The organism is Streptomyces flavochromogenes (assembly GCF_000717595.1).
Taxonomy (GTDB): domain Bacteria; phylum Actinomycetota; class Actinomycetes; order Streptomycetales; family Streptomycetaceae; genus Streptomyces; species Streptomyces flavochromogenes.
Window position 1 is genome coordinate 25,020 of sequence record NZ_JNZO01000033.1, and the last position, 26,729, is coordinate 51,748.

Annotated in this window: 16 protein-coding genes; 10 read left to right on the forward strand and 6 right to left on the reverse strand. The window is 72.1% G+C overall.

Annotated features, from left to right (window positions below; genetic code table 11):
- The first annotated feature begins 60 nt into the window (after positions 1–60).
- Together IF00_RS0133205 and IF00_RS0133210 are read left to right on the forward strand one after the other, a co-directional pair.
- Positions 61–2,451 carry a CHAT domain-containing protein gene (locus IF00_RS0133205; RefSeq protein WP_158710543.1) on the forward strand — a complete coding sequence of 797 codons (2,391 nt, stop codon included), beginning with the start codon at positions 61–63 and terminating at the stop codon, positions 2,449–2,451.
- A 122-nt stretch (positions 2,452–2,573) separates the two neighbouring features.
- A complete protein-coding gene (locus IF00_RS0133210) occupies positions 2,574–11,969 on the forward strand; it encodes a hypothetical protein (RefSeq protein WP_158710544.1) in 9,396 nt (3,131 codons plus the stop codon).
- A gap of 153 nt (positions 11,970–12,122) precedes the next feature.
- On the opposite strand, the gene IF00_RS0133215 is transcribed toward IF00_RS0133210, so the two are convergent.
- The 4 genes from IF00_RS0133215 to IF00_RS0133235 all read right to left on the reverse strand — a co-directional run bounded on the left by IF00_RS0133215 (position 12,123) and on the right by IF00_RS0133235 (position 17,167).
- Positions 12,123–13,646 (reverse strand): MFS transporter, encoded by a 1,524-nt coding sequence (locus tag IF00_RS0133215; protein WP_051820756.1) that lies wholly within the window; start codon positions 13,644–13,646, stop codon positions 12,123–12,125.
- 181 nt (positions 13,647–13,827) lie between these two features.
- Positions 13,828–14,499, reverse strand: a complete 672-nt coding sequence (locus tag IF00_RS0133220; protein WP_106975918.1) for a class F sortase — start codon at positions 14,497–14,499, stop codon at positions 13,828–13,830.
- A 90-nt stretch (positions 14,500–14,589) separates the two neighbouring features.
- Positions 14,590–15,096: a hypothetical protein gene (locus IF00_RS0133225; RefSeq protein WP_030324536.1), complete on the reverse strand. Its 507-nt coding sequence runs from the start codon at positions 15,094–15,096 to the stop codon at positions 14,590–14,592.
- A 409-nt stretch (positions 15,097–15,505) separates the two neighbouring features.
- Positions 15,506–17,167 carry an FAD-dependent oxidoreductase gene (locus IF00_RS0133235; protein ID WP_030324537.1) on the reverse strand — a complete coding sequence of 554 codons (1,662 nt, stop codon included), beginning with the start codon at positions 17,165–17,167 and terminating at the stop codon, positions 15,506–15,508.
- A 231-nt stretch (positions 17,168–17,398) separates the two neighbouring features.
- Here IF00_RS0133235 and IF00_RS0133240 point away from each other — a divergent pair, with 231 nt between their 5' ends.
- From IF00_RS0133240 to IF00_RS0133270, 7 genes are all read left to right on the forward strand, one after another.
- On the forward strand, positions 17,399–18,520 hold the full coding sequence (locus IF00_RS0133240) for a SchA/CurD-like domain-containing protein (protein WP_030324539.1): 1,122 nt from the start codon (positions 17,399–17,401) through the stop codon (positions 18,518–18,520).
- A 65-nt stretch (positions 18,521–18,585) separates the two neighbouring features.
- Positions 18,586–19,056 (forward strand): cupin domain-containing protein, encoded by a 471-nt coding sequence (locus IF00_RS0133245; protein WP_030324540.1) that lies wholly within the window; start codon positions 18,586–18,588, stop codon positions 19,054–19,056.
- Positions 19,053–20,321 (forward strand): beta-ketoacyl-[acyl-carrier-protein] synthase family protein, encoded by a 1,269-nt coding sequence (locus IF00_RS0133250; RefSeq protein ID WP_030324542.1) that lies wholly within the window; start codon positions 19,053–19,055, stop codon positions 20,319–20,321. The genes IF00_RS0133245 and IF00_RS0133250 overlap by 4 nt, the downstream gene beginning before the upstream one ends.
- Positions 20,318–21,565, forward strand: a complete 1,248-nt coding sequence (locus IF00_RS0133255; protein WP_030324544.1) for a ketosynthase chain-length factor — start codon at positions 20,318–20,320, stop codon at positions 21,563–21,565. The genes IF00_RS0133250 and IF00_RS0133255 overlap by 4 nt, the downstream gene beginning before the upstream one ends.
- A 24-nt stretch (positions 21,566–21,589) precedes the next feature.
- Positions 21,590–21,850, forward strand: a complete 261-nt coding sequence (locus IF00_RS0133260) for an acyl carrier protein (protein ID WP_030324546.1) — start codon at positions 21,590–21,592, stop codon at positions 21,848–21,850.
- Positions 21,851–21,852: 2 nt separating this feature from the next.
- Positions 21,853–22,332, forward strand: a complete 480-nt coding sequence (locus tag IF00_RS0133265; protein WP_030324547.1) for an SRPBCC family protein — start codon at positions 21,853–21,855, stop codon at positions 22,330–22,332.
- 68 nt (positions 22,333–22,400) lie between these two features.
- Positions 22,401–22,733, forward strand: coding sequence for a TcmI family type II polyketide cyclase (locus IF00_RS0133270; protein WP_030324548.1), 333 nt, complete (start codon positions 22,401–22,403; stop codon positions 22,731–22,733).
- Between the two features lie 95 nt (positions 22,734–22,828).
- Here IF00_RS0133270 and IF00_RS0133275 read toward each other — a convergent pair whose 3' ends face one another.
- On the reverse strand, positions 22,829–23,878 hold the full coding sequence (locus IF00_RS0133275; protein ID WP_037639635.1) for a methyltransferase: 1,050 nt from the start codon (positions 23,876–23,878) through the stop codon (positions 22,829–22,831).
- A 52-nt stretch (positions 23,879–23,930) separates the two neighbouring features.
- Positions 23,931–24,995: a right-handed parallel beta-helix repeat-containing protein gene (locus IF00_RS0133280; RefSeq protein WP_030324550.1), complete on the reverse strand. Its 1,065-nt coding sequence runs from the start codon at positions 24,993–24,995 to the stop codon at positions 23,931–23,933.
- Positions 24,996–25,181: 186 nt separating this feature from the next.
- Here IF00_RS0133280 and IF00_RS0133285 point away from each other — a divergent pair, with 186 nt between their 5' ends.
- A complete protein-coding gene (locus IF00_RS0133285) occupies positions 25,182–26,729 on the forward strand; it encodes an MFS transporter (RefSeq protein ID WP_037639638.1) in 1,548 nt (515 codons plus the stop codon).

Sequence of the window (26,729 nt, forward strand, 5' to 3'; positions counted from 1 at the left end):
CGCGTGCGTCCGGGGATGTTCGTGCGATGGGCGGATGCCGTGGGACCCATGGTGACCGGGATGCTGACGGACGTTCTCCTGCCGGCGCCGGTGCGTCGGCACCTCGCGCATCGCAGGGAGCAGATGGAGGGGCGGTACGCACGGGTCCGGCTGCTCACGCCCGACGACGGCTCCCGCGACCTGGCCGCCCTGCGCTGGGAAGTGGTGCCCCTCCCCTCCGCGGAGGCCTCGGTCGGGGAATGGCACGCCTGGGCCGCGGAGCCCTCGGCACCACCGGCGGACGGCGGCTGCCCACTGGGTGTCCATCCCTCGTTCACCCTCGTCCGTGACGTCGCCTCCACGGCCCCGGTGCCCACGTCGACCCCCGTCACCGTCGGGAGGGTGACGATCGCGGACGCGACCGCGATCCACGGCGAGGTCGCAGTCCCCGTCTTCGCGGAGCCGCTGACCCTGCCCGAACCCCCTCCCGAGGCACTGACCGACGCCGACGGTCGGCTCGTCCGGCAGGCGGTGCGGGGCTCCCGGCTCTCGGCGCGAGTCGTGGACGCCCCGGCGACGCCGGGGGCGCTCTGGCAGGCCCTGTCCGAGGGGACACAGGTCTTCTACTTCGGCGGTCACCACGTGGCCTCCGGTCTCGTGGTGGGCGCGGACACCGGTGCCGGTCCGGTGTGGCTGGACGTGGACACGCTGGCCGGCTGGCTGCTGCAGGCCGACGTCCGGCTCGCGGTGCTCATGGCCTGCGACTCGGCGGTCTCGGAGAACGGGGAGGAGCCCGACCAGTCGGCGGCTCGGCGGCTCGTGCGGGCCGGCGTGCCCCATGTCGTCGCGGTGATGGGCAAGGTGAGTCATGATCAGGCCAAGAGGTTCTCCGGTTCCTTCTTCTCCGCCCTGACCCGGGGAGAGGAGATCGACCGCGCGCTGCTGGCCGGCCGAGCGCGCCTCGGGGACGCGGCCGCCGTGCCCGTGCTCTTCACCCGGTACGGTGCCCGCGAGCTCGCCGTCGAGCTGCTTCCCGAGCTGCGGGAGACGCAGCGGGCACCCGTGGCCCACCGTCTGCCCGTCGGAGACGGTGTCGTGGTGCCCGAACCGGACGAACGGCACCGGGTGCACCTGGACACCCGGTGGTGCCTCACGGAGCGGCCCGTGCTCGACGTCCTGGCCGATCCCACGGCCGACGACCTGCCACGGCTCCTGCTGGATGCGGAACGGCTGCTGGTACGGGCCCGCAACGCGGCGGGCCACGTCCGCGAGGCACTTCGCCGGTGGTACGTCTACGACGCGAGTAGCGATCGGCTGCCCCGGACGGAGTCGCAGCTCCGGGCCCGCGTCTCGCCCGCATTCGGACAGCCTGCGCCCGGCGCCGACCGAGGCGTCGGGCTCGTGCTGCGCTTCGACGGCACCGTCGTTCCCCACGACGGCCTCCGCCAGGAGCTCGACCAGCTGTACCGGTTCGGCTGGGACCTGCGCGTGGTCGTCCTGCAGATCAGGGACGAGGACCCCGCGCGGGTCCGGGACTCCGCCGAGGAGCTGGCGCGTGCGCTCGGCCTGGACGAGTACCTGCTGCGGACCTCCGTGTCCTCGGCCGTGTCGTCCGGCACGGCCCCACGGCCGCGCCGCCTGCTGCCGGCGAACACGGGTACCGACGCCTCCGGCCGTGGAGCGGGCGAACTCCTCGCATGGGCCCGGGAAGCGGACGCGTCGGGTCGGCCGGGGCCCTTATTCGACGTCGCCCCCCGGACCGTCGTCGAGGAACTCAACACGGAGGCGTCGTGGGGTGGTCCGCAGGGGGAGCTGGGTGTGCTCGCGGTCGTCCGGCGCTACTGGCCGGCGCTGTACCGCCCGTTGCTGGAGGCCTACGCGTCCGCGCGCTCGCGGCCGGCACGGGGCCTCTCCCTGCAGCTGGCGGCCCATCGCGACGAGGACCTGGACCGGTGGCTGCGGGCCGCCGGGGAGCAGCTGCCGCTCCCGGGTGAGGTCGGTGCGCTGGTCCGGGGACGCGCGCTCGTGGGCACGGTCGTGCTGGGACTCCTGCGAGCAGGGCACGCGGACACCGACGCCTTCGACGACTGGCTCGCCGAGGCGCCCCCGGAGGTCGCCGAAGCCGTCGCGACGGCGAAACGGGGACCCGAAGCGCTCATCGGCGAGGATCTCGCCCGTCCCGACGTCGCCGTGGCACTGGACCGTGCCGGGATGCTCGACGGCGTCGACCTGGGGCGGCTGGATCCCTCCGGCACGTGGCACGGGACATGGGCGCTGCTGGCCAGGCGCCCGCTGACCGAGGGGACCGCCCACTGGCTGTACGGCCTGCGCGAGGCTCCGCGCCGCGTTCTCGGGCTCGCCCCGGCGACCGGTCCCGGCCCGGAGAGGTCCGACAGGGAGCTGGAGGTCCAGCTCGCCGCGTACCGGCACGCGCTGGTCCCTCCGCTGCCCCGGACACAGGTGGGTGACTGACACCCCTTTCTCCACGACCAGTTGGCCAGAACCCGTTCATCCGTCCGGCTCCCTTCGTATCCTGGTCCACTCGCTCTTTCCTCCCGGCAGCGCGGCCGGGAACCGCAGGCAAGGGGACGCCTATGCTCGAACACTGGTATTTCTGCGCTGCGTTGGGGCTTCCCCCGCAAACTGCCGCGATACAGCTCGATCTCCTGACCGCTCTCCAGGAGCCGGTGGAGACCGAGCGGTCCGAGGAGATCGTCTCCACCGCGGTGGAGAGCCTCGCCCGGGCCGGAACGGCGACCGCGCTCTACGCCCTTCCCCATGTCCTCACCGCGCAGCGTCGGTTCGCGGGGGTGACCGAGGTGGCCGCACGGGCGGCGGCCCACTACCGGAGCATCGCGTCCGTGGCCCCGGAACAGCTGCGGGCCCGTCTCGGAGCCGCCTTGCGGGCGGCCGCCGGTCCGGACATCGCACAGGCCGTGGCGGCACTGGGCGAACTCCTGGACGACGCGGGCGACAGCACGACCGAGGCCGACGCCTCCATCGCCCCGTACCACGACCTCGTCGAGCAACTGGCCCCGACGACAGCCCTGGTGATCGCCCGGTTCCTGGCCGGCCGTGACGCGCGCGCCGTCGGCGAGCTCCTCGACGAGCACCCGTCCCTTACAGAGGATGCGCTCCGCGGCCGCCACGGCAGGCTTGCTCTGCTCCATGCGGCCGAGACGATCGCGATGGTACGGCCGGAAGCCACCGACAGGATTCGGACAGCCCTCGCGGTGGTGTCGCGAGGGGCGTTCGACATGGAGCCCGACCTGCTGGCGACCGCGGCCCGAGTCACCTTCACGCTGTCCGGCGGGAACGCGGGACCGGATCCCTCTCGTGCGGTGGGCGTCCTGGACGCCCTGGAGCACGAGGCGTTGACCGCCGAGTCCCTCTACGGCTGGCTGCAGACATGGACCGCCGACGGCCTGCTGCCGCCGCCGGCGGACTGCGAGGCACGGGAGTCGGCGTACCAGCGACTCGGCGGGGTGGGCGCCGCCCGGGAGTCGGCCATGCCGTCGGTGCTCTGGCAGTCGGCTCTGTGGTCCGCCGCGGCCGAGTACGCCCCGCAGCAGACCGTGGAACGGCTGGCGCGGTGGTGGCGATCGCCCGACCCGGCCTGGCGCACCAGTGAGCCGGGCGGACGGACCCGAGCCCCCGCGAACCTCCCCGTGACGCTGCCCTACCGCTCGTACGACGTCGTCCTGCGGCACACCTACCGGCTGTTGTCCCTGCGCCACCCCGCCGGCCAGAGCCCCACACCGATGTTCTCGACGGGCCCGGCCGGGGAGACCGATGCGGGCACGGCGGCATGGCTGTGGTCGCCCTGGCTCCTCCACCACACTCCGCCGCCCACGCCCAAGCCGACGCGCAACCGGCCCGGGTCGGCTCCCCAGACGGCTCAGGCGCCCACGCCGCGGCTCTGGGGCGATCAGCCCGAACAGCTGGTGCGGCTGCTCGGCGCGGGGCTCCTCGCCACCCGGCTGCTGACCTGCGCCGTGCCGGGCGAAGCCGGCCGGACGACGGAGAGCGGCACGACCGGGCAGCGGGACCATCTCCTGCTGCTGCTCGTCCATGTGCGCGACACCCTGTACCGGACGTTCGGCGCGCTCATGGACGTCGTCCACGGCAAGCCGCACCAGGCCCAGCTGTACGCCGGCCAGCTGTCCTCCCTTCTCCTGCACGCGGCGAGCGCCGCCGACTCGATCGGCAAGGGTGCGCGCAGCGGCGTCCACCCTGCCGAGATCGTGCGGGTGGTGGCCGAGCTCTCCCCTCCGCCGAGCAGCCCTCCCTATCCCCCGTTGCCCGACTGGGGCGCGCGTGGCGTAGCGCTGCACTGGGCGCAGGAGGCGTCGGCGGGAGGCACCGGGCCGCACCGGACCGAGGCCGGCGGACGGTGGTTCACCGGCGACCTGCCCCCGGCCGACACCCTGCTGTCGCTGATCCGGGAGCGGGAGACGCTCCGGCACTCCGCGAGGGCGATCCGCGCGACGCAGCTGCACCGTGACCTCCACGCGCATTCCCGATACGACGTACTGCGCTGGGACTGGACGCCGGAGGGCCCTCGGACGAGCGACGGGGCGCTCCTCGCGAGTCTGGCTCCCGTCGGACTGGCCCTCAGCGGCCCCGTCGACCCGAGCCGCGACTCCTTCTCCGTCGAGGAGTGGCGGGAGATGGCGCAGGGCGTGACCGAGTTCCTCACGGAGACGGACAAGTACGACATCACCCCGGTCACGGTCAAGACACTGCGGCTCGCGGCGCTGCTCGGACGGCCCGAGCTCGGCGACGAGGGCGCCTTCGAGGACTGGGTCTCCGAATGGAGCGGCCTGGTCACGTCCCTCAACGCGAAGTCGAACCTGCCGCGTTACGTGCGTTCCCGGATGTTCGACATGTTCCGCTCGCCGACGGACAGCGCCGGTTCGCAGGAGCGGCTGCTGCAGGTGCTGGAGCACGTGGTGGACGTGATCGTCGACCTGAGCGGTACCGCGCAGTTCTACTACGACCGGCTGTTCGAGGAGCTGACCGCTCACGGGCTGCCACCGGAGATGGCGAACCGGCTCCGGGTGCGCACGCTGCGGGCGCTCTACCACAAGTGGGGCGGAAACCCTCCGGTCGTGACGCACGGGAGCCCGTGGTCGAGGTACCTCAGCCACGTCTCCGGCCGGGGCACCGAGGCGGCGCTGGTCCGGTTCCTGCGGGCGACAGCGGCGGAGGAGCTCCAGGGGCAGGGGGTCACGCTCGACAAGGTGATGTCCTCCCTGTGGAACCGCACGCAGCGGCCCGCCCTCTATCCGGCGTCGCGACAGCCGTCGGGGCGGTCCGACGGGGACCGCCGGTTCGTCGAGGCGGTCGTCCAGGTCCGGCACGCAGGGGAGATCGTCGAGTACCGGCGGAGCGAGAACAGCAGTGTCGGGATGGTGCGGTCGGGGCGACCGTACGTGTACGACATGTTCCGGGACGGCGCCCGTACCCGCCCCCATGAACAGGGCGCCTACGTGCTCGGCTTCGTCTCCTCGCCGCCCCGTCGCGGCAAGCAGCCGACCCTTCTGGTCAACTGCGGCCTCGACCAGCCCGTGCAGTGCCGCCTGGAGGCGCACGAGACGAAGAACTGGGAGCTCGGGGAGCCGGTGGCGGTGCGGCTCGCCACCCCCGGCGACCCGCGGTCCTGGAGCGTCACCCGTCTCGCACGGCTTCCCCAGCAGGACGGGGAGGTGCGGGAGGCGGAACTCGCCCGGACGGGCGACTTCCCCTGGCTCAGGCTGACCGTCGACGGCGCGGCCATCGACGCGTATCCCCGGGGAGACGGGGAGAAGGACATGATCGCCCGCCGCAGGTGGGACCCCGACCTTTCGCGGGCCTTCGGGGACGGAGGCACGACAGCCCGGCCCGTGGAGACCCTGGTCCGATGGCACGAGGAGCTCAATCACTGGGTACCCGTCGACGCCGGTCTGCCGGAGCTGGCCGTCGCGGCCGGCACCGTCGACGGGGGCGGGGCCACGCCGGTGCGCCTGGTGCTGTCCGGGGTCGCCACCGAGAGGTCCGGGTTCGGGACGGCCTGGCGGTTCGTCACCGAGCCCGGCCAGTGCTACGTCCTCGGACCCTCCGCGTGGGACCCCGAGGACTGGCCGCGTGTGGAGGAGGAGTGCCTGGCCGCTCCGGCCGGACTGATCCTCCGCGCCGAGTTCCGGCCCGGGGAGAACCGGCTCCGCCTGTCACCCGAGCGGCCGTTCGACCGGCGCAACGTGCAATGGCTCGGGATCTTCGACCAGGTGAACGGCCCCCGCGACACGGCCGGGGACGAGGACGAGGAGCAGACGAGGGACCGGCCCGCCCACGAGGAGGCGTTTCTGCGGACCGACGCCGACGGGCAGCCGGAATGGCGGATCGACGTTCCCGCGGTCGAGGGCTTCCCCCGCTGGGTCACGGCCAGGTTCGACGGTCCTACGCCCAGAACCGCGCACGTGGTGTGCAGCGTCGAGTCCTGGGACGACACGGCCGCGCGCCGGCCACGGGTGACCGTTCAGCCCTTCGAGGAAGAGGGCATCCGCGAGGAGAAGCCGACTCCCGAGCTGTACGCCTGGTTCGCACGGGTACCGGACCACACGGTCGTCGACGTCGTCTGGGCCACGCGGAAGGCCTTCACGGCGGTGAACAGAGCTGCCACGAAGGAGGGCCTGCCGGGACGGATCACCACCGAGTCGCTCACGCTGAGCGGCCACTTCCCCTCGCTTTCCCGCACCTCTCCGCGCCGGGCCGTCGTCACGTCCGACTATGTCGTGCAGCCGTACGCGGAGCACCGTCGGGAGCCCACGGCGGCCCTGACGGCGGCACAGCTCGCGAGCCATTGCGTCACGCCGTGCGACCCGACGCTCCTGGACGTTCCGGCGCTCGGCGGCATGGTCATCGCCCGGACGAAGGAGGGCGGTCATGTGCGTGCCTGGTTCGACCTGGGCACGCACATCGCTGTGGCCGTGCTGCCGGTGGGATGCCTGGACGTCGAGGCGCCGTCGGTGGGCGACCACCTCATCGGGGAACTGACGCCCGGGGGCTGGGTGTTCCACGTGCAGCGACGCCTGCTGCACCTGGAGGCGCTGTGGGAGTGGGCGGAGGCGCCGGGGCCGGGCTGGAAGGCAGTCGGGCACACCCGCGGCCGGGACGGCACCTTGCTCCTCGTCCGACAGGACACCTCCGGGCCGCCCCGTCTGGCGAGCGCTCCGATGGACGACGAGTCCGGGACGAGCGGCCGGGCCGGTGCCCGGCGGGGCGGCAGGACGAGGAACGACGGCTCGTTTCCGGTCGTGGTCCAGCACGAAGGCACGTACCGCGTCGGCCACACCACCGGCATCGAGCTGGCCGACGCGTTCCGTCCTGTTCATGTCGAGCAGGAGCTCGTGGAGGTGTGGGACGTCAGGACTCCCGCGTCATCGGGCCCCGCGAGCCTGGACGACACCCGTCACGTGCGCGTGCGGCGGAGGTTCGATCTGTCGCCCGTCGGCACCGCTCGGCCGACGGAGACCGCGCAGCCCCGTCAGGAGCGGGACCCTGCGGCGGCCTGGCAGCAGCTCCTCGAGCTGCCCGGTCTCGCACTCACCGGCCGGCTCACCGAGGACGACCGCCTTGCGCTGACCGTCTGCGAGGCCCCCGATTCCGAGGGCGTGTACCGGCCGTGGCTGGAACTGCTCGACGAGCCGCGGGCCTGGGTGGGTGGCCGAAACTATCCGACCGATCCGGTGCGGGCCTCGCCGGTTCCGAACGGTGCCGGATACGCGGCGTCGTGCCTGCGGGCGACGCCACTGCCGGTCTCCGAGTTCATGACGACGTTCGCCCCGTACGCAGCACCGGACGGACGCCGCTGCGACTTCCGCGAACCGCGACACACGCGGGGGAAGCTGTACTACGTGGGGATCGAGGAGGGCGACGCCGGCCTCGCCGCCCGTTTCGAGTTCGGCCACGGCTGGTTCGTGGACATCCCTGTCGAGGCGCTCGTGGTAGGCGGGGAGCCGCTGGATCCCGACGGCCTCGCCCTCTTCCACGGCGACCGTGTCAACGCGATGACCTTCTCCCTCGACGAGGACGCCGTTCCCGGCGGCATCCGAGTGGTCATCGATCTGGCCGACATCTCCAAGGGCGTGGAGTGGCAGGTCCGTACGGAGGCGACGGCTGCCAACGTCGTGCACCTTCTTGAGGCGATCGTGGACAGGGACCGCGGCCGGGTGACCGTGCACCGTGTCCTCACCCGCACACGGGAGCTCGGCCGCGGCGCGGAGGAGGACACGCACGCCAAGGAACAGCCGGTGAGCGCCCGCATCGAGGAGCGCGACGCCCTTGCGTTGCTGGCGTCCGTGGAGTCGGGCTCGCAGCGCCGGCTCGTGCTCGGCCGGCTCGTTCCCGAGGCGATCGGCCGACAGCACCGGGCGTTGCGCTTCGCCACCGTCGCGCCGTACGCCACGGCCGACGGGGGGTCGGGGCTTCGCCGGTACGACCGGCTCTACCTGGACGCGGGGGTCATCCACGAGACGCACAACGACTACCTGCTGCGATTCGGCCTGCCCGAGGCACTTCATCAGGAGGGCGCCCCACTCGCGGTGGTCGTGCCCCGGCGAGACTTCTCACACCGCGAGAGCTGCCTCCGTCGCGCCGCGAAGACCGAGGGCCTCGGCGCGTACCGGGGACGGGCGCGCATGCTCGTACGGCTCGGGAACCACAACGAGAGCCCCGGTCAGCCGGCCAACCAGTGGCACGGGTCCACGAAGTCGCCGCCGGCACGGAGCACCGAGACCCTGCGCAGCTATCTGCGGCGCAGGTCGCAAGGCTGCTTCGGAGTGGTCGACTCCGACGGCGTGCAGATCGAGCTGCGGCCGGGCGTCGTCTTCGAGCTCTCAGGACTGCGGGGGACGGACGGCATCGTCCCCGGATCCGTGGTGCGGCTGACCCTGGACGAGGCGGAGGTCATCCGCGTCCACCAGGCGATCCCCGCCGACATCAGCTATCTCGACGACAGGCCCCGGCCCGCGGTGGTCTTCCCCAAGGACAGCCTCAAGAACGCCGAGGCCATCCGGGACGCGGACTCCTACGGGCGCTTCACCGTTGCCGGGCTCCCCGGACTCAACGCCACGGCCCAACGGGGAACGGGAGCGGCCCTGCTGCACACGGATCACCCCAAGATCGCCGGCGTGACGCGCCGGGCACTGCCGAGACCGCAGACCCAACTCGTTCCCATGGACGACCCGCGCGCCGGGATCCTGGAGTTCGACGCCGACGCGCCGACGGAGGGCGTGCTGGTGCGGCCCGTCGGCACCGGGCGGGAGCCCGTCGCAGCCCGGCCCGTGGCCTGGGCACAGCTGTCGTTCCGGGACGCTCCGGCGCGCCAGATCGCGGAGGCATGTGAGAACGGAGGCTGGCGGTATCACGACTCCCGCACTCAGACATGGCCGACGAACGGCGACGGGCCTGTCCGGCGTGGCCTGCCGGCGGTCGCCCGTGCCGTCGCCGAGCCGGTCTTCTTCTCCCTGAAGGGGGACGGCTGGACCCTCCGGCACGAGTCGGCCTCCCTGCGTCACCACGGCTTCCCGGCGACCGAGCTACTGGAGGAGACCTTCCAGGACCTCTCCGACGGGCGGCGCACGCACTGGACGGTGGCCCGGACGGAGGGGAGCAGTGTCTGGCTGGAGCTGACGCCGGGCCGTGTCACCGAAGTGCGGGGCGAACTCGTCCGCTTCTCCGACGGACAGTCGCTGGCCGACCTCGACTGGTCGCGTTTCGCCCCTGGAGACCTGCTCTACGGGCAGGTCGACGGAGGGGTGAACGAGTGCGGGCACCTGGTACTTGAGGACTGGCGGCCGGGATTGCGCGGCTCTTTGCGGCGCAGGGGCAGCACCCGGGTGCTGCTTCCCGTCACCCACGCGGACGACGTGGCCGGGGCCCTCTATCTCGGCGAAGGCGAGGCGGCGTTCCCGTATCCCGCGGAGCGGGAGCTGATCGCGCGGTGCCCCGTCGGCAGCAGCGTGTGGCTGGACCAGGCCAACGACGTGACCCCTGCGACCGCCGGCTCCGTGCGGGCGGGCGACGTGGTGCTCGTCTCGGCGAACCCGGCCGGCGGGGGTCTGCGCGTGGCCGGGCTGCAGCGGGCCCGGGTGGAGCTGGCACCACTCGCCAAGGAGCACTGGTTCCTCACGCCGTGGCTGCGGGACGACCTGGCCGCGGCCGGCGTGACGGGCAGCGCCGTCCTGCGGCAGCTGGGCGTGCTGCCCGTCACGGTCGAGGCGGTCGACGACGGGCCTGAGCCGGTCGTCACGATCTCCCGCAGGCATCAGCCCGGGGGCGTGTGGCCGGACGGCACGGTGCTGGCCCGGCCCGTGGCCGACCTCGGGAACGGCTACCTCGTGATGCGCAGCGGTGCGGCGCTGGTGCGGGTGCACGTGGAGACGTTGCTGCCCGGGCTGCCGCCGGAGGCGACGGCGGCGACGGCGAGCGCCCTCGTGGCGGACCGGCGCCTGCTCCGGCTGCACTGGGACAGGTCGACGAGGATTCTGCGGAGCGGGCTGCCGACCGGTGGGACCGGGCTCGACGAGACGGTCGTCCAGGCGTTGTTCGCCGTCGACGGTCCGGACGGCGACTGCCTCGGTGTCCTCTGCCGGGATGAGCGCAGCCAGGCGCTCTGTTGGCTCCCGGCACGGGACGCTGCGTGGACCACGGGTGTGCCCGGCGAGCTGCTCGTCGCGCGACTGCGTGCCGCGCGGCAGTTGACCGTACTGCGCCGCGACCGCTGCCAGGTCAGCCTCGTCCACCACCCGCTTGTCGTTCGGGAGTACGAGAACCTGAGCGCCGGCCAGCTGGTCCGCGTCACGGTGGTCGGTGAGTCGGCGGCCGTCGGCAAGCACGCCCCGAACCCGCTGCTCGTGTCCGTCGCACCTCTCGGCCTGTTGGCTCAGTACGCGAGGGGTCGCACGGTGCGCGGGCCCGGCGACGACATGATGGCCGAAGTCGCCCGGCTCGAGCGGATCGCGGACCGGGGCATCGTCCGACTGGTGGAACCAGGTGGCCGTCGGACATTCGTCGACCTGCCCGAGTGGATGTACGAGAGGCTCAAGAAGCTGTCGCTGCGGACGTTCGCCGAGCGTCCGAAGCCCGTCAGGGACCTGGTTCCGAACTGGTTCGGCAAGTACCGGAACGCCTACCGGGCGGGTGTCGAGGGCGAGCCGCTGCCGGCGGGGAACTCCACGGGGCGGAAGGTGATCTGGTCGCTCGGCGCGCTGGAGCAGGCATCCGGCGAGGAACACGCGGAGAAGCAGCGGACCGCGGCGGCCGCGGTGGCGGAGTGGCTGTGCTCCGACGTCGGCCGACCGATCGTGCTCCAGGAGGACGCGACCGTCGACCTTGCGCCGGTGCTGGCCGCCTGCCGGATCGGGGCCATGCTGCCGCAGGGGGTCGCTCGGCTTCCGCACGGCTGGCCGGCGTTCCTGCTGGCCCGCGTCGGGGACCGGGCGGTGTGCTCACTGCACACGGAGGCTCTCGTGACCGAGTGGCTGACCCGGCCGGAACGCCATGTGCTGGACGGCGACTGGCGCAGGCTCCGGTCGCTCTATCTGGCCCGGGAGCTGTCCTTCGGTCAGGTGGCGTCCGTCGAGGAGTTCGCGCGGGCCGTCATGGATCGCCCCGCGGGTCTGCCGCAGAGCGAAGCCGGCCGGGTGGCGAGGGCGCTGCTCGCCGCGGTGGGCCGGCTCCCCTCCGCGGAGCATCTGGTGCAGGACGCCCCGCTGATGCACCGACTGGCACGGCTCGGGGTGAGCCTCACACCGCCGGCCGGGTCGGCGGCACCGCGATGGGAGCCGACAAGGGAGCAGTACCTGGTGCTCCAGTCGGTCTTCCAGGCGGTGGTGCCGACCGGGCTGCCGATCACGCTCCTGCCGGCCCATGTACCGCTGCCGGAACCGGGCGCACGATACGGGGAGGCACTGCTCAGGGAGGCAGCCGCTCAGCTCGTGCGGCAGTGAGCGGCGGGGCCTCGCCCCCTGCTCACGAGTCGAGCCGCGGCGCCGGGCCGGAGGGGAAGCCACGGAAGGCGGTCCCCCGGCCCGGTCGGCCCGTCGGTGACGGGCCGATCGGGGCAGCGGATCTCGGCTCGCCGCCACTCCCCCGTCGGTCCGTCACTCCCGAGGTGTCGGCTCGGGGTCCTTCGGGGTGACGCGGTCGCCCGGATGGCGGATGGCGCACAGGAAGCCGAGAGCGAGGGCTACGGCCATGCCGTAGAAGACCCACTGGTTGGCCTGGGCGAAGTCCATCTGGATGGCCGACATGGCGTCGCGGGTGGCTTCGGCGACCTGGCCGGTGCCGGTCGGCGGGGTGGCGTCGCCGTGGCCGGAGACGGAGTCGGTGATGCCGCGCGCGACCTGGTCGGCGGTGGCGGGTGCGATGCCCCGTGCCCGCAGCGTGTCCGTCACGTTCTCCGTCATGGCCCGGGACAGCAGGGTGCCGAACACCGCCATGCCGATGCTCGCCGCGTAGTTGCGGACGGTCTGCGTGATGCCGGTGACCTCGCCGTAGGAGGCGCCGATGGCCCGGTTGACCGCGTCCGTCGACGCCGGGGCCAGGATGAAGCCGATTCCCGCGCCCGCGAGGGCCACGTACGGCCATTGGTCGTGCATGGACAGGTTGGTCAGTTCGTTGGCCCACAGGGCGAAGCCGACCGCGCCCAGGATCGTTCCCGCTTTCAGCGCGGGGCGCGCACCCCGTTTGTCGAGGATCCGGCCGCCCCACTGGGAGGCGAGGGCGAAGCCGACGAAGAAGTACAGCAGGAAGAGCGCCGCCTGGTTGGGAGAGGCGCTGAGGGACACCTGGGCGTACACGGAGGAGAAGAAGAACACCGGCACGAACGCGAGCATCGCGAAGAACAGTACGGCCGAGTCCACCCTGAACGCCTTGTCCTGGAAGACCCGCAGGTCGATCAGCGGGTGGCGGACACCGCGCTCGTACCGTACGAACACGTACAGGATCGCGAGGCCGCCGACGACGCACAACCAGGTCGCCCAGCTCCCCCATCCCCAAGACCACGCCTGCTGGAAGCCGAGGACGCTCAGGCCCATGCCGGCGGCGACGAGGGCGGCGCCGGGCACGTCGAGAGTTCCGGGGCGCGGACGGTCCGCGATGTGCGCGAGGGCCGTGAGGATCAGGGCGACGATCGCGACCGGCACGTTGACCCAGAAGACGGCGCGCCAGGTCCACGAGGACGTGAGCCAGCCGCCGAGCAGCGGGCCCACGGCGGTGAGCGCTCCGGTGACCCCGAAGAACAGGGCGAGGGCCCTGCCCCGCCGTTCGACGGGGAACACCGCCACGACCACGGCCAGCGCGGCCGGGAAGAGCAGCGCCGCGCCGAGACCCTGCACGGCCCGGAAGGTGATGAGCCAGGGCTGGGCGTAGTCGCCGGAGGGGACGCACCCGCAGAGGACCGACGCGATGACGAAGACTAGGGTGCCGATGACGACGATCCGCCGTGGCCCGTACAGGTCAGCCAGGCGGCCGCCGAGGGCGAAGAACGCGGCGAGGGCCAGGAGGTAGGCGTTGACCACCCATTGCATGCCCGAGCTGGAGAGTCCCAGTTCGCGCACGATGTCGGGGGCTGCGATGGAGACGATGGTCTGGTCGATGAACGTCATCGCCACGGCGAACATCATCGCCGTGAGGGCCACCGTCTGGTTCGGGAGCGCGCCCTTCTGCTGTGCGGGGCGCGGCTGCGGATCAGGCTCTGTCCGGCTGCTCACTCTGCCCAGTCTGAGCCCGTCCGCGGTGTCGCGCATGCCACGCGGGTGCAGAAGGAGTACCCCTGGCGTCGGGCGCGCATCCGTGCGCCCGGTGTCATCTCGTCCCCGTCAGGGTCGCGTAGACCACTGTGTTGGCCCGGTAGCCGGTGTTTCGGGACCAGTCGCCGCCGCAGGTGATCAGCCGTAGCTCGGGGCGGCCCGAACCGCCGTAGACCTTGTCGTCGGGGAAGCGGTCCTTGGGGTGGACCTCCACCGCGTCCACGGTGAAGAGGGCCGTACGGCCGTCCTCGCGGTCGATCTCGATCGCGGCGCCCCGCGAGAGGGTGTCGAGCCGGTGGAAGACAGCGGGGCCGAGCGGGGTGTCCACGTGTCCCGCCACGACGGCTGTGCCCGGTGCCCCGGGGGCGGTGCCGTCGGCGTACCAGCCGGCCACGGTCGGGGCCGACGCGGGCGGGGGGCGCAGTGCTCCGGCGCCGTCCAACTCCAGGCGGACGAGGGACACGTCGATCGCGATGGCCGGAATCCTGATCCGCGACGCGTCGGACGCGGGCAGCGGCCGGGGCGCTGGGCGGTCCCTGACGGGTCCGGCGGCAGGCCCGGCGGGCAGCGGTGAGGTCTGCGCCGTCGTCGGCGGCCGCGAGCCGTCACCGTCCGGTACCTGGGCCAGCATGACGATGCCGACGAGCATCGCGCAGGCGAGTGCGCCGACCGAGGGAACGCGCCGGGACGGCGGTCCGTCGGGCTTCGGACCGGGGCCGTTCGTCATGCGGGTCCTGCCTCCGCTGAAGGGCGGGCCCCGGATCCACGAGCGGATCCGGGGCCCTGACCGTGGGTCATGGAGCGTGGAGGCGTGGGCTCAGACGGAGTCCCTGGCGGCGGCGGCGCGGCGGCGGGTCCTGACCAGGAAACCCGCGACGGCGCCGCCGAGGAGCAACGCGCCGAGGGCGTACGGGCTGCCGCCGCCCTCCTCGTGCGCGCCGGCCGCCCACCCGAAGCCCGCTTCCACGGCACCGTTCGGCCGGCCGGAGATCTGGTAGGTGACGGTCTGCTTGATGCGGGGCGGGCACTTGAGGGTCACGGTGTCCGTGCCGGAGCGGGCGTCCATCGGGAGCGTGAACCGACCCACCAGGACGCCCTTGCGGTCACCCGGCAGAAGGTGGAACTTCCCGCCCGCCTCCGACTCACCCTTGCCGTAGGTCTCCTTGCCGCAGGCGGTGGTGGTGACGGTGACGGTGGTGCCGGGGGCCGCCTTCCCCGGGTTGACCCGGACGTCGCCGACGGGCGCGGCGACGGCGGAGGGTGCGGACAGGGCGAGGACGCTCAGGACCAGGGCGAGCTGGGTACCCGTACGTGCGAGACGCATGCTTCTTCTCTCCTTCGGCGGAGCTTTCCTGGCCGGGCTGGGCCGCGCGGCGCCTGTGCTGTGCTCCGTGCACGAGAAGATCCCCGACCGCTGACCACCGCAACGCGAGGATCGCGCGCGGTGTCCCCCGGTCGGGGGCTTGATCGGTCGTGCCGGTGATCATCGCCGCAGGTCACGGCGGCCCGTGCGGCGCTCGGGAACGAATTGCGTCCCGCGCGCGAATGGGTTACACGTCCTGGCCGACCTCGGTGCGGCCCGGAACACCCGCGTCCGCCGACCGCGGCCCAGGGCGAGGCCGTCGGCCACCCGATTGCCGGGCAGGGAGTCCGGGGGCGCGGGCGTCGGACCGGCTCACCGACCGATGACCGGCGCGCCCCGGGCCGTCCCTTCCGGGCAGGCGAAAAAGCGGTCAGCCGAGGCCCAGGATCGCCGTGAGAGCGTGCCGCAACGCCGCCACGGGATCCGCCGACGCCCCTTCGGACCGCCACGCGACGAATCCGTCGGGGCGGACCAGCACCGCGCCGTCCGTGGTGACGCCGTGGGCCTGCGCCCAGTCCGTGTCGCTCGCGGGAGAGAGCTCCGCGTCGGGGCCGTCCCCGATCCGGTACGAGTCGAGCGGCACCGCCGGCTGCCGCCCGACGCGTGCCGCCGCGGAGTGCCACCCGCCGGCGCCGTCCTCGGAACTCAGGAGCACCAGGGACCGCTCGTAGAGGTCGAGGGTGGAGACCCGGGTACCGGCGCGGTTCAGCCACACGTGGGGTGCCCGGCTTCCGGGTTCGCCCGTCAGGCGCAGTCCGTCGGACACGACCGGCTGCGTCCGGTCGGCGCCCAGGACGGCGCCCTGCGGGTAGCGGTAGCCCAGCACCTCGTTGAGGATGCCGCCCTTGCGTCCCTGGGGGCTGCCGGCTCCGGGGACGGGGATGTACCCGGGGTGGCTGTGCTCGACCGACCGCGCCGCGGCCCGGGCGCTCGTCACCTCCGCGACCGGCCGGCGCTCCGCGTCGTAGGACGCGAGCAGGTCGGGGCCGGCCCAGCCGCCCAGGACGGCGGAGAGCTTCCACGCGAGGTTGTGCGCGTCCTGGATACCGGTGTTGGAGCCGAAGGCCCCGGTGGGCGGCATCTCGTGGGCGGAGTCGCCGACGAGGAACACCCGGCCGTCCGCGTACCGTTCGGCGATCCTCTCGGCCGCGTGCCAGGGAGCTCTGCCGGTGATCTCCACATCGAGGTCCGGCACTCCCACGGCCCGCCGGATGTGTTCCCTGCACCGCTCGTCGGTGAACTCCTCCAGCGTCTCGCCGTGTTCGGGGTGCCAGGGAGCGTGGAACACCCAGCGCTCCCGGTTGTCGACCGGCAGCAGGGCCCCGTCGGCCTCCGGGTTCGTCAGGTAGCAGACGATGAAGTGCCGGTCGCCGACGACGTCCGCGAGGCCGCGGGAGACGAAGGTGATGCTCACGTTGTGGAACAGGTCGCCCTGGCCGCTCTGCTTGATGCCGAGCCGCTCGCGAACCGGGCTGCGCGGGCCGTCCGCCGCGACGAGGTAGTCCGCGCGGATGGTGGTGTGCTCGCCGGTGTCGCGGCTCTTGACCTGCGCCGTCACTCCTTCGGCGTCCTGCTCGAAGGACATCAGCTCCGTCGAGAACCGCAGGTCCCCGCCCAGCTCGCGGGCGCGTTCACGCAGCACCGGTTCGAGATCGTTCTGGCTGCACAGGCACCACCCGGCGGGGCTGAAGCGGGCGAGGCCGCCGCCGGGGTCGATCTCCTTGAACAGCCACTCGCCGGCGTCGCCCACCAGACTCGGCGTCTGCAGGATGCCGTTGTTGGGCGCCAGGACCGACGCGGCCTCCTGGATGGGCCGCTCGACCCCCGCTCCGCGGAACAGCTCCATCGTGCGCACGTTGTTGCCACGGCCGCGCGGGTGGATCGACGTGCCCGCATGGCGCTCGACCAGTGTGTGCGGCACTCCGAGACGCCCCAGGAACAGCGAGGTGGAGAGGCCCACCAGCGAGCCGCCGACGATGAGTACGGGCGTGCGATGACCGGCTGCTTCGCCGGCCACGTCGAATCGGTTCATTGTTCGTCTCCGGCGTCATGTGCGACGCGAGTCGGGGATGGGATGCAGATTCATGCCCTTCGGGGAAGGGTCCGCGTGCCGGAGGCACCCGGATGACACGCGGTTCACTCGTCCGCTCTTTCGGGCTCGCGCGCTGTCGGCGCTCCTGTCAACGATCGACACATCACGACCGCGGTGCTTCGGTCACGCCGGTCGTTCCCACCCCCACCGAGAAGAGAAGAGGTGTGCCGGATGGCCCCCTCAGGACGCATCTCGCAGTCGGCATTCGACGGCTCCAGGCTGCGGGTGATCCTCCTGCTCGACCTGTACGAAGGAGCTCAGCAGCAGTTCCTGGACGCGTACGAACTCATGTGCAAGCAGGTCGCCTCCGTTCCCGGCCACATCAGCGACCAGCTGTGCCAGTCCATCGAGAACCCCTCGCAGTGGCTCATCACCAGCGAGTGGGAGAGCGCGCCGCCGTTCCTCGCGTGGGTGAACAGCGAGGAGCACGTCGAGACCGTCAAGCCGATGCACAGCTGTGTCCGGGACACCCGCTCGATGCGCTACAGCATCCTCCGGGAGACCGGTCCCGCTCAGCCGGCCTCGCGGACCGCGGCGTCGACGGGCATGCAGGTGGCCGCCCGCGTGGGCGACGGTGTGGCACGCCACGCGCTCACCTTCACCGTCAAGCCGGGCTCCGAGTCGAAGGTGGCGGAGATCCTGGCCGGGTACCAGTCACCCCGGGCCCAGGTCGACGACACCACGCGGCTGCGGCGTACCTCGCTGTTCATGCACGGCAACCGCGTCGTGCGGGCCGTGGAGGTGGAGGGCGACCTCCTCGCCGCACTGCGGCACGTCGCCCGTCAGCCCGAGGTACGAGCGGTCGAGGAGGCCATCAACCCGTACCTGGAGCAGGACCGGGACCTGACGGACCCCGAGTCGGCGCGTGTGTTCTTCACGCGGGCCGCGCTCCCGGCCGTCCAGCACGTGGCGTCGAGCCGGCCGGCACCGGCCGACCTGCGACGGCACGCGCTGTACTACCCGGCCAAGGAAGGCTGCGGGATGGAGCTGGCCCGGCTGCTCGCCGATCAGGACCGGGCCGCGGCGGACGATCCGGACAGCCCGGTGCACAGCAGCACCGTGTTCCAGCGTGACGACATCGTGGTGCGCCTCATCGACCTCACGGGTGAACTCGACCTCGACCCCGTCGCCTCCCTCGGGCTCAAGGGTTCCGGGAAGGCCGCGGCGCTGGAACTCCTCCTCGACGGCCCCGCGATCGGCGTCGAGGGCTCCCTGAAGACGGAGCGCAACATCAACCGGCTTCTGTCGCACGCCGACATGCTGCCGGTCACCGACCGCTCGGCGGATTCCTGACGGCCAGTCGCGGCCAGGCCGCAGTCGCTCCCAGCACGTCACTGCCACATCCGGAGGTATCAACCATGCTCAAGCAGCGTCCACGCATCGTGAACCTGAGCGAGACGGAACCCAACCGCAGGCGGGGAGGTGACCTGCGGGCCATGCTCACGCCGGCCACGGTGGGTTCCACCAGCGGCTTCATGGGGCTGGCCATCGTTCAACCGGGCGAGCGCATCGGCGAGCACTACCACCCGTACTCCGAGGAGTTCGTGTACGTCGTCTCGGGCGCGCTGGAAGTGGATCTGGACGGCGACACGTACGCGCTCCAGCCCGATCAGGGACTCCTGATCCCGATCGACGTGCGGCACCGCTTCCGGAACGTGGGCGACGTGGAGGCCCGCATGGTCTTCCACCTGGGTCCGCTCGCCCCGCGGCCGAGCCTCGGTCACGTCGACACGGAGGTCACCGACGAGGCGCAGCTCGCCGCCGCCGGCCCACACCTGACCGTGGGCGATCCGGGACAGGTGTCCGAGCGAAGCGGGGCCATCGAGTGACCCGGCGAGTGGCCGTCACCGGCATCGGTGTGGTCGCTCCGGGCGGCACCGGAGCGAAGGCGTTCTGGGACCTGCTCGCCGCCGGCCGTACCGCGACCCGCGGCATCACCCTGTTCGACCCGGTCGGGCTGCGCTCCCGCATAGCCGCCGAGTGCGACTTCGACCCGGCGGACCACGGCCTGGACCCGGATCTGAGCCGGCACGCCGACCGGTACATCCAGTTCGCCGTCGTCGCCGCCGGGGAAGCCGTCCGTGACTCCGGACTCGACACCGACACCGAAGACCCCTGGCGCGTCGCCGTCTCCCTGGGCAGCGCCGTCGGCGGCACCACCCGCCTCGAACACGACTACGTGCTGGTCAGCGAGGGCGGGCGGCGGTGGGACGTGGACCACCGCGCGGCCGACCCGAAGCTGCACATGGCGTTCTCGCCGAGCACGCTCGCCTCCGTCGTGGCGGAACAGTTCGGTGCCCGTGGCCCGGTGCAGACCGTCTCCACCGGCTGCACCTCCGGCCTCGACGCCGTCGGCTACGCCTTCCACACCATCGAGGAAGGCCGGGCGGACGTCTGCATCGCGGGCGCGTCGGACTCCCCGATATCCCCGATCACCATGGCCTGCTTCGATGCCATCAAGGCCACGTCGCCCGACAACGACGACCCGGAGCACGCCTCCAGGCCCTTCGACAACAACCGCAACGGTTTCGTCATGGGCGAAGGCGCGGCCGTCCTCGTCCTGGAGGAGTACGAGCACGCCAGGGCCCGCGGTGCGCACATCTACTGCGAGATCGGCGGTTACGCCACCTTCGGCAACGCGTACCACATGACCGGTCTGACCGGTGAGGGCCTTGAGATGTCCCGGGCGATCGACTCCACGCTCGACCAGGCCCGGATCGACCCCACGCTGATCGACTACGTCAACGCGCACGGCTCGGGCACCCGGCAGAACGACCGGCACGAGACCGCCGCCGTGAAGCGGTCCCTCGGGGCGCACGCCTACGACACCCCCATGAGCTCCATCAAATCCATGGTGGGGCACTCGCTGGGCGCGATCGGTGCGATCGAAGTGGCCGCCTGCGTCCTCGCGCTGAAGCACCAGGTGGTACCTCCGACGGCGAACTACGAGACCCCCGACCCCGAGTGCGACCTGGACTACGTGCCGCGCACCGCCCGCCCCCGGAAGCTCAGGAACGTGCTCTCCGTGGGCAGCGGATTCGGCGGCTTCCAGTCCGCGGTCCTCCTGACGGGGCCGGGCGGGAGGACACGATGAGCACTGAGCGCCCACGGCGTGCGGTCGTCACCGGCATCGGTGTGATCGCCCCCAACGGATTGCGTGCCGACGCGTACTGGAAGTCCGTCCGGGAAGGGCTCGGCGTACTCGACCGGATCACCCGTGAGGGGTGCCAGGACCTGCCTCTCAAGGTCGCGGGCGAGGTCCGGGGCTTCGACGCCTCCGCCCTCATCGAGGAGCGCTTCCTCGTCCAGACCGACCGTTTCAGCCACTACGCGATGGCCGCGGCCCAGCTCGCCCTCGACGACGCCGGCGTCGCCCGGGAGAACCCCGACGAGCCGTTCGAGATCGGCGTCGTCACCGCGGCCGGCTCCGGCGGTGGCGAGTTCGGCCAGCGAGAACTCCAGAAGCTCTGGGGTCAGGGATCCAAGTTCGTCGGCCCGTACCAGTCCATCGCCTGGTTCTACGCCGCGAGCACCGGCCAGATCTCCATCCGGAGCGGGTTCAAGGGCCCGTGCGGTGTGGTCGCGAGTGACGAGGCGGGAGGCCTGGACGGCATCGCCCATGCGGCCCGGGCCGTACGCCGTGGGACCGGTGCCGTGATCGTCGGAGCGGCGGAGGCCCCCCTCGCCCCGTACTCGATGGTGTGCCAGCTCGGCTATCCGGAGCTCAGCACCGTCGAGGACCCTGACCGCGCCTACCGGCCCTTCACCGCGGGAGCCTGCGGCTTCGTCCCGGCGGAGGGCGGCGCGATGCTCGTCGTGGAGGACGAGTCCCGCGCCCGTCACCGGGGAGCGGCCGTCCGGGCCGTCGTGGCCGGCCACGGCGCCACGTTCACCGGCGCCTCCCGGTGGGAGGAGTCCCGGGAGGGACTCGCCCGAGCCATCCGGGTCGCCCTCGACGAGGCCGAGTGCGCCCCCGAGGAGATCGACGTCGTCTTCGCCGACGCCCTTGGCGTACCGGAGGCGGACCGCGCCGAGGCGCTGGCGATCGCCGACGCCCTCGGGGCACACGCCGCCCGCGTACCCGTCACGGCGCCCAAGACGGGCATCGGCCGTGCCTACTGCGGGGCGCCCGTCCTGGACACCGCCGCCGCGGTCCTCGCGATGGAGCACGGCGTGGTCCCCCCCACCCCCAACGTGTTCGACATCTGCCACGACCTCGATCTGGTGATGTCCCGCGCTCGCCCCGCCGAGCTGCGCACGGCCCTCGTCCTCAGCCGGGGACTCATGGGATCCAACGCGGCGCTGGTCGTGCGCCGCGGCGACGACACCACCCGGTAGGACCGGGTGGGAAGGAGAGCACAGATGATCACCACCGCACTGACCTTCGACGAACTCGCCGCGCTGATGAAGCAGGCCGCCGGAGTCACCGTCGACGCCCGGGAGCTGGAGAAGGCGCCCGACGCGCCGTTCGCCACGCTCGGCGTCGACTCGCTCGGCCTGCTCGGGATCGTCGGCGAGCTGGAGAACCGGTACGGCGTGGCTCTGCCGACCGACGCCGAGCGCTGCAAGACGCCCGCCGAGTTCCTCGGCATGGTCAACAGCGCCCTCAAGACGGGAGTCTGACGTTGTCCGGTCACACTGACAACAGCATCACGATCGACGCCCCCCTCGACCTCGTCTGGGACATCACCAACGACATCGAGAAGTGGCCCGACCTCTTCAGCGAGTACGCCTCCCTCGAGGTGCTCTCCCGAGAGGGCGACTCCACCACCTTCCGCCTGACCATGCACCCGGACGAGTCCGGGAAGGTCTGGAGCTGGGTGTCGGAGCGCACCGTCGACCGCCGCGGGCGGACCGTCCGCGCCCACCGCGTCGAGACCGGCCCGTTCGACCACATGAACATCCGGTGGGAGTACGAGGAGACACCGGCCGGCGTCCACATGCGCTGGGTGCAGGACTTCGCGATGAAGCCCGAGGCTCCGGTCGACGACGCCTGGATGACCGACAACATCAACCGCAACTCGCGCACACAGATGGCCCTCATCCGGGACCGCATCGAGCAGGTCGCCCGCGACCGCCGGAGCGCCTCGGTGCTGCCCGGCTGACCGCACGCGGCCGCGCACACCCCCACTCCCCCATTCCCGTACTCCCGTACTCCCAGGAAGGAAGGTCCATGCACCACGCTCTGATCGTCGCCCGCATGGCGCCCGATTCGGCGCCGGCGATCGCCGATGTGTTCGCCGCCTCCGACCGCGGTGAACTCCCGCACCTGGTCGGCGTCACCCGGCGCCGCCTGTTCCAGTTCGGCGACGTGTACCTGCACCTCATCGAGTCGGACCAGGACCCGGCGCCGGCCATCGCGAAGCTCACCGGGCACCCGGAGTTCCGGGACGCGAGCGAGAAGCTGTCGGCGTACGTCAGCGCGTACGACCCGAAGACGTGGCGCAGCCCCAAGGACGCCATGGCGCAGTGCTTCTACCGCTGGGAGCGGGACGCCGGTTCCTGATCCCCCGAGCGGTACGCACGACGGAGAAACCCGAGGCCGCCCGCCCCGCGAACGACGCGGAGCGGGCGGCCTCGGGTTTCCCTCCTCCGCTCCCGTCAGGCGGGAACGGTGCACTCGAAGGCGTGGAGGTACGCGTTGACCGGGCGGATCTCACCGATGACGAGCCCCGCGTCGGTCAGCCGGTCGACCATGCTCTGCCGGGTGTGCTTCGCACCGCCGACATTGAGGAGCAGCAGCAGGTCCATCGCGGTGGTGAACCTCATCGACGGCGTGTCGTCCACGAGGTTCTCGATCACGACGACCCGGGCACCGGGGCGCGCCGCCCCGAGGACGTTGGCGAGCGCCCTGCGGGTGCTGTCGTCGTCCCACTCCAGGATGTTCTTGATGATGTACACGTCTGCCTGGACCGGGATGTCCTCACGGCAGTCGCCGGCCACGACGCGGACCCGGGAGCTCAGCGAGCCGCCGTCCCGCAGGCGCGGGTCGGCGTTCTCCACCACTCCGGGAAGGTCGAGCAGTGTGCCGTGCAGGGTGGGGTGCCGCTCCAGCAGACTCGCCAGGACGTGCCCCTGACCGCCTCCGATGTCCGCGACGGAGGCGGCCCCCTGCAGATCGAGCAGGTCGGCGACGTCCCGGGCGGACTGCTGGCTCGACGTGGTCATGGCCCGGTTGAACACGTACGCGGACTCGGGCGCCTCCTCGTTGAGGTACGGGAAGAACTCCTTCTCGTACACGTCCTCGAAGACGTTGCGTCCGGAGCGCACCGCCTCGTCGAGCTTCGGCCACACGTCCCACGTCCACGGTTCGGTGCACCACAGGGCGATGTACCGCAGGCTGTGCGGGTCGTCCTCGCGCAGCAGCCGGGACATCTCCGTGTGGGCGAACGTGCCGTCGGGGTTCTCCGTGAAGACGCCCTGGCAGGACAGTGCCCGCAGCAGGCGCCGCAGGGTCCGCGGCTGGGCCTGGACCGCGGCCGCCAGGTCCTCCACGGTCATGGGCGTGTCGTCCAGGGCGTCCGCCACACCGAGGCGGACGGCCGCGCGTACGGCGGCGGCGCAGGCCGCCCCGAACACGAGCTCCCTGAGCCGCATGGGCGGCGGAGGAGCCGGATCGACAGTCGGGGAAACCGGATCAACAGTCGTCATCTGTCGCCTTGTCTGTGCTGTGGTGCCGTGGGTGGGGAAGCGGAGCCGTCCGTCAGCACATGCCCGCGGGTTCCGAGACCCCGCAGGTGTTGCCACGGAAGGTGTTGCCCTTGCCGGTGTCGCGGTTGGCGAGGTCGGCCGAGCCGTTGCGGAGTACGACGTTGTCGCGGATCTCGTTGCGCTCGTTGAGGGCGCCCACGAAGCTCTTGAAGAGCACGATGCCGCCCGACAGCGGCGAGGCGCCGACGTTGTCCACGATCCTGTTCTCCGCCACCAGCGTCTCCTCGGCGCCGGTGAGGACGATGCCCGAACCCTGCAGGAACGGCAGTCGGGGGGTCTTGGGGCAGTGCTTGCTGTTGTCGTGGATGTTGTTCCTGCGCAGGGTCATCGCCCCGGCGCGCGGCGTGGACTCGTCGCCCACCACGAACACGGCGGCACAGTTCCCGGTCGCCTCGTTGCGCTCGACGGTCAGGTTCCGCAGGCGCCGCACGGTGACGCCGATCCGGTTGCCGGAGACGCGGTTGTGGCTGATCACCGTCCCCCGCGCGTCGACGGCGCCCGCCTCCGTGTCGGTGGTGTTGGAGACGAACAGGCCGGCGTCGGCGTTGTCCCGGGCGACGTTGTGCGTCAGTACGCTGCGGACGGACCGCTCCAGGGCGATGCCCCAGGTGCCGTTCTTCTCGGCGGTGACGCGGTGGACCTTCAGCCGGTCGGTCCGCGACGCCCACAGGCCGTTCTTGGTGAAGCCCTGGAGCGTCAGCGAGCGCACGGTGACACCCTCGACGGGACGGTCGGCCGTGCCGGTCACACAGACGCCGTGGCCGGCCCCGGCGCAGGTGTCGGCGGCGGCGGCCTTGCCGGGCACGAGGACGGTGGGGAAGACGGTCGAGCCCCGCAGGGTGAGGTTCGACGTGGTGATGCGGACGCTCTCACGGTAGGTGCCGGGAGAGAGGACAATCGTGTCCCCGGGCTTCGCGGCGTCCACCGCTTTCTGGATCGATTCGCCGAGTTTGACCCGGTGCACCGTCCGGTGGGCGGCCGTCGGAGCGGCGGCCCCCATCCCCGAGACCACGAGGGTCACGGTGCATGCCAGGTAGGCGATCTGTCGTTTGGTCATACGGCGAAGCTATGAGCGGGCCTCCGGGCCCGCCACCGCTGATCCTCCAGGCGGACCTAGGCATACCTCCCTGCGGTCCACGCGATGGGCGTGGCGCGCGGGTCCTGGCCGGAAACACCACTCCGCCGTGGATCATGGGGCCGCCGGGGGCACCCCTTCGGTGCGGCGGGCAGGGAAGGGGTTCGGATGCGTAAGTGGTGGCCCTTGGCGGCGATCTGCCTGGGCACCTTCATGCTTCTGGTGGACGTCACGATCGTGACCGTGGCGCTGCCCGCGATGGCGGCGGACCTCGACACCACGCTCTCCGATGTGGAGTGGGTGGTCGACATCTACGCCCTGGCACTGGCGTCGCTGTTGCTCGGCGTCGGTTCCCGCGCCGACCGGATCGGCCGCAGGAAGCTGTACCTCGTCGGGCTGATCGTCTTCACCGCCGCTTCGGTGGCGTGCGCGGTCGCCCCGAACGCGGGTGTGCTGATCGGCGCCCGGGCGGTACAGGGACTGGGCGCCGCCGGGATGTTCGGTACGACGATCGCCCTGCTCGGCATGCACTACAGCGGCCGGGAGCGGGGTGTGGCGTTCGCCGTGTGGGGCGCCACCAACTCGGTCGCCGCGGCGGCCGGGCCGATGGTCGGCGGACTCCTCACCCAGTACCTGGACTGGCGATGGATCTTCTTCGTCAACCTGCCGGTCTGCCTGGTCGCCGTCGTGCTGACGCTCCGCTCGGTGCGAGAGGCCAAGGCCGAGGGCAGGCAGCGTGCCGACGTCCTCGGCGTGGTCACCTTCACGGTGGCGAGCGGGGCCCTCACGTTCGGGCTGATCCGAGCCCACTCCGACGGCTGGGCGGCACCCTTCACCCTCGGCCTGTTCGCGGTGGCGGCCGTCGCCCTGACCCTCTTCGTCGTGGCCGAGACGCGGCACGAGCACCCGGTACTCGATCTGTCGCTGTTCCGCAGGCCGTCGTTCACCGGCATCATGGTCAGCGCCCTGTTCCTGCAAGGCGCCGCGTTCGCCTACCTGTTGTTCGAGTCGCTGTGGATGCAGTCCGTCCTGGGGTACGAGCCCGTCGAAGCGGGTCTGTACATCCTGCCCATGTGCGCGTCCGCGTTCGTCGTCTCGGCTCTCGCGGGCCGCTTCGGGCCCTGGCCGCCCCGGGCGTCCATCGGGGGAGGACTCGCGCTCATCGCCCTGGGCTCCGCGATGCAGGCCACCCTCGACGCGGGGTCCACGGGCGGCAGCCTGGTGGCGGGACTCGTCGTCTCCGGTCTGGGGGTCGGGCTCGTGACTCCGAGTCTGCCGGCGGCGGCCCTGGCCACGGTGCCGCCGGAGCGCGGAGGGATGGTGGGCGGTGCGGTCAACACCTTCCGCCAGTTGGGCTTCGCCCTGGGGATCGCCGTGTTCGGAGTGATCTTCCAGTCGCGGATCGAGAGGGTACTCACGGCCGACGGCGGTGTCCCGGACCCGCACGGGACGGCCGCCGCTCTGAGCGGCGGACAAGCACGGTCGATCGTGGCGGGCTGGCCGGAGGGCGAGCGCGCCGGGATGGGGCAACTGGTACGTGAGGCGTTCGCGTCCGGTCTGAACGCGGTGCTGGTCGTGGCGGCGGCGCTGGGGGCGGTGGCCTCACTGCTCGTCCTCGCGACGGTGCGCGTCCCGGCGGGCGGTGCCGAGCGGCAGAAGCCGGAGGCGGGCGCGAGCCCCCGCGGTCAGGAGACGCGAGCGGACGCCGCCCTCTAG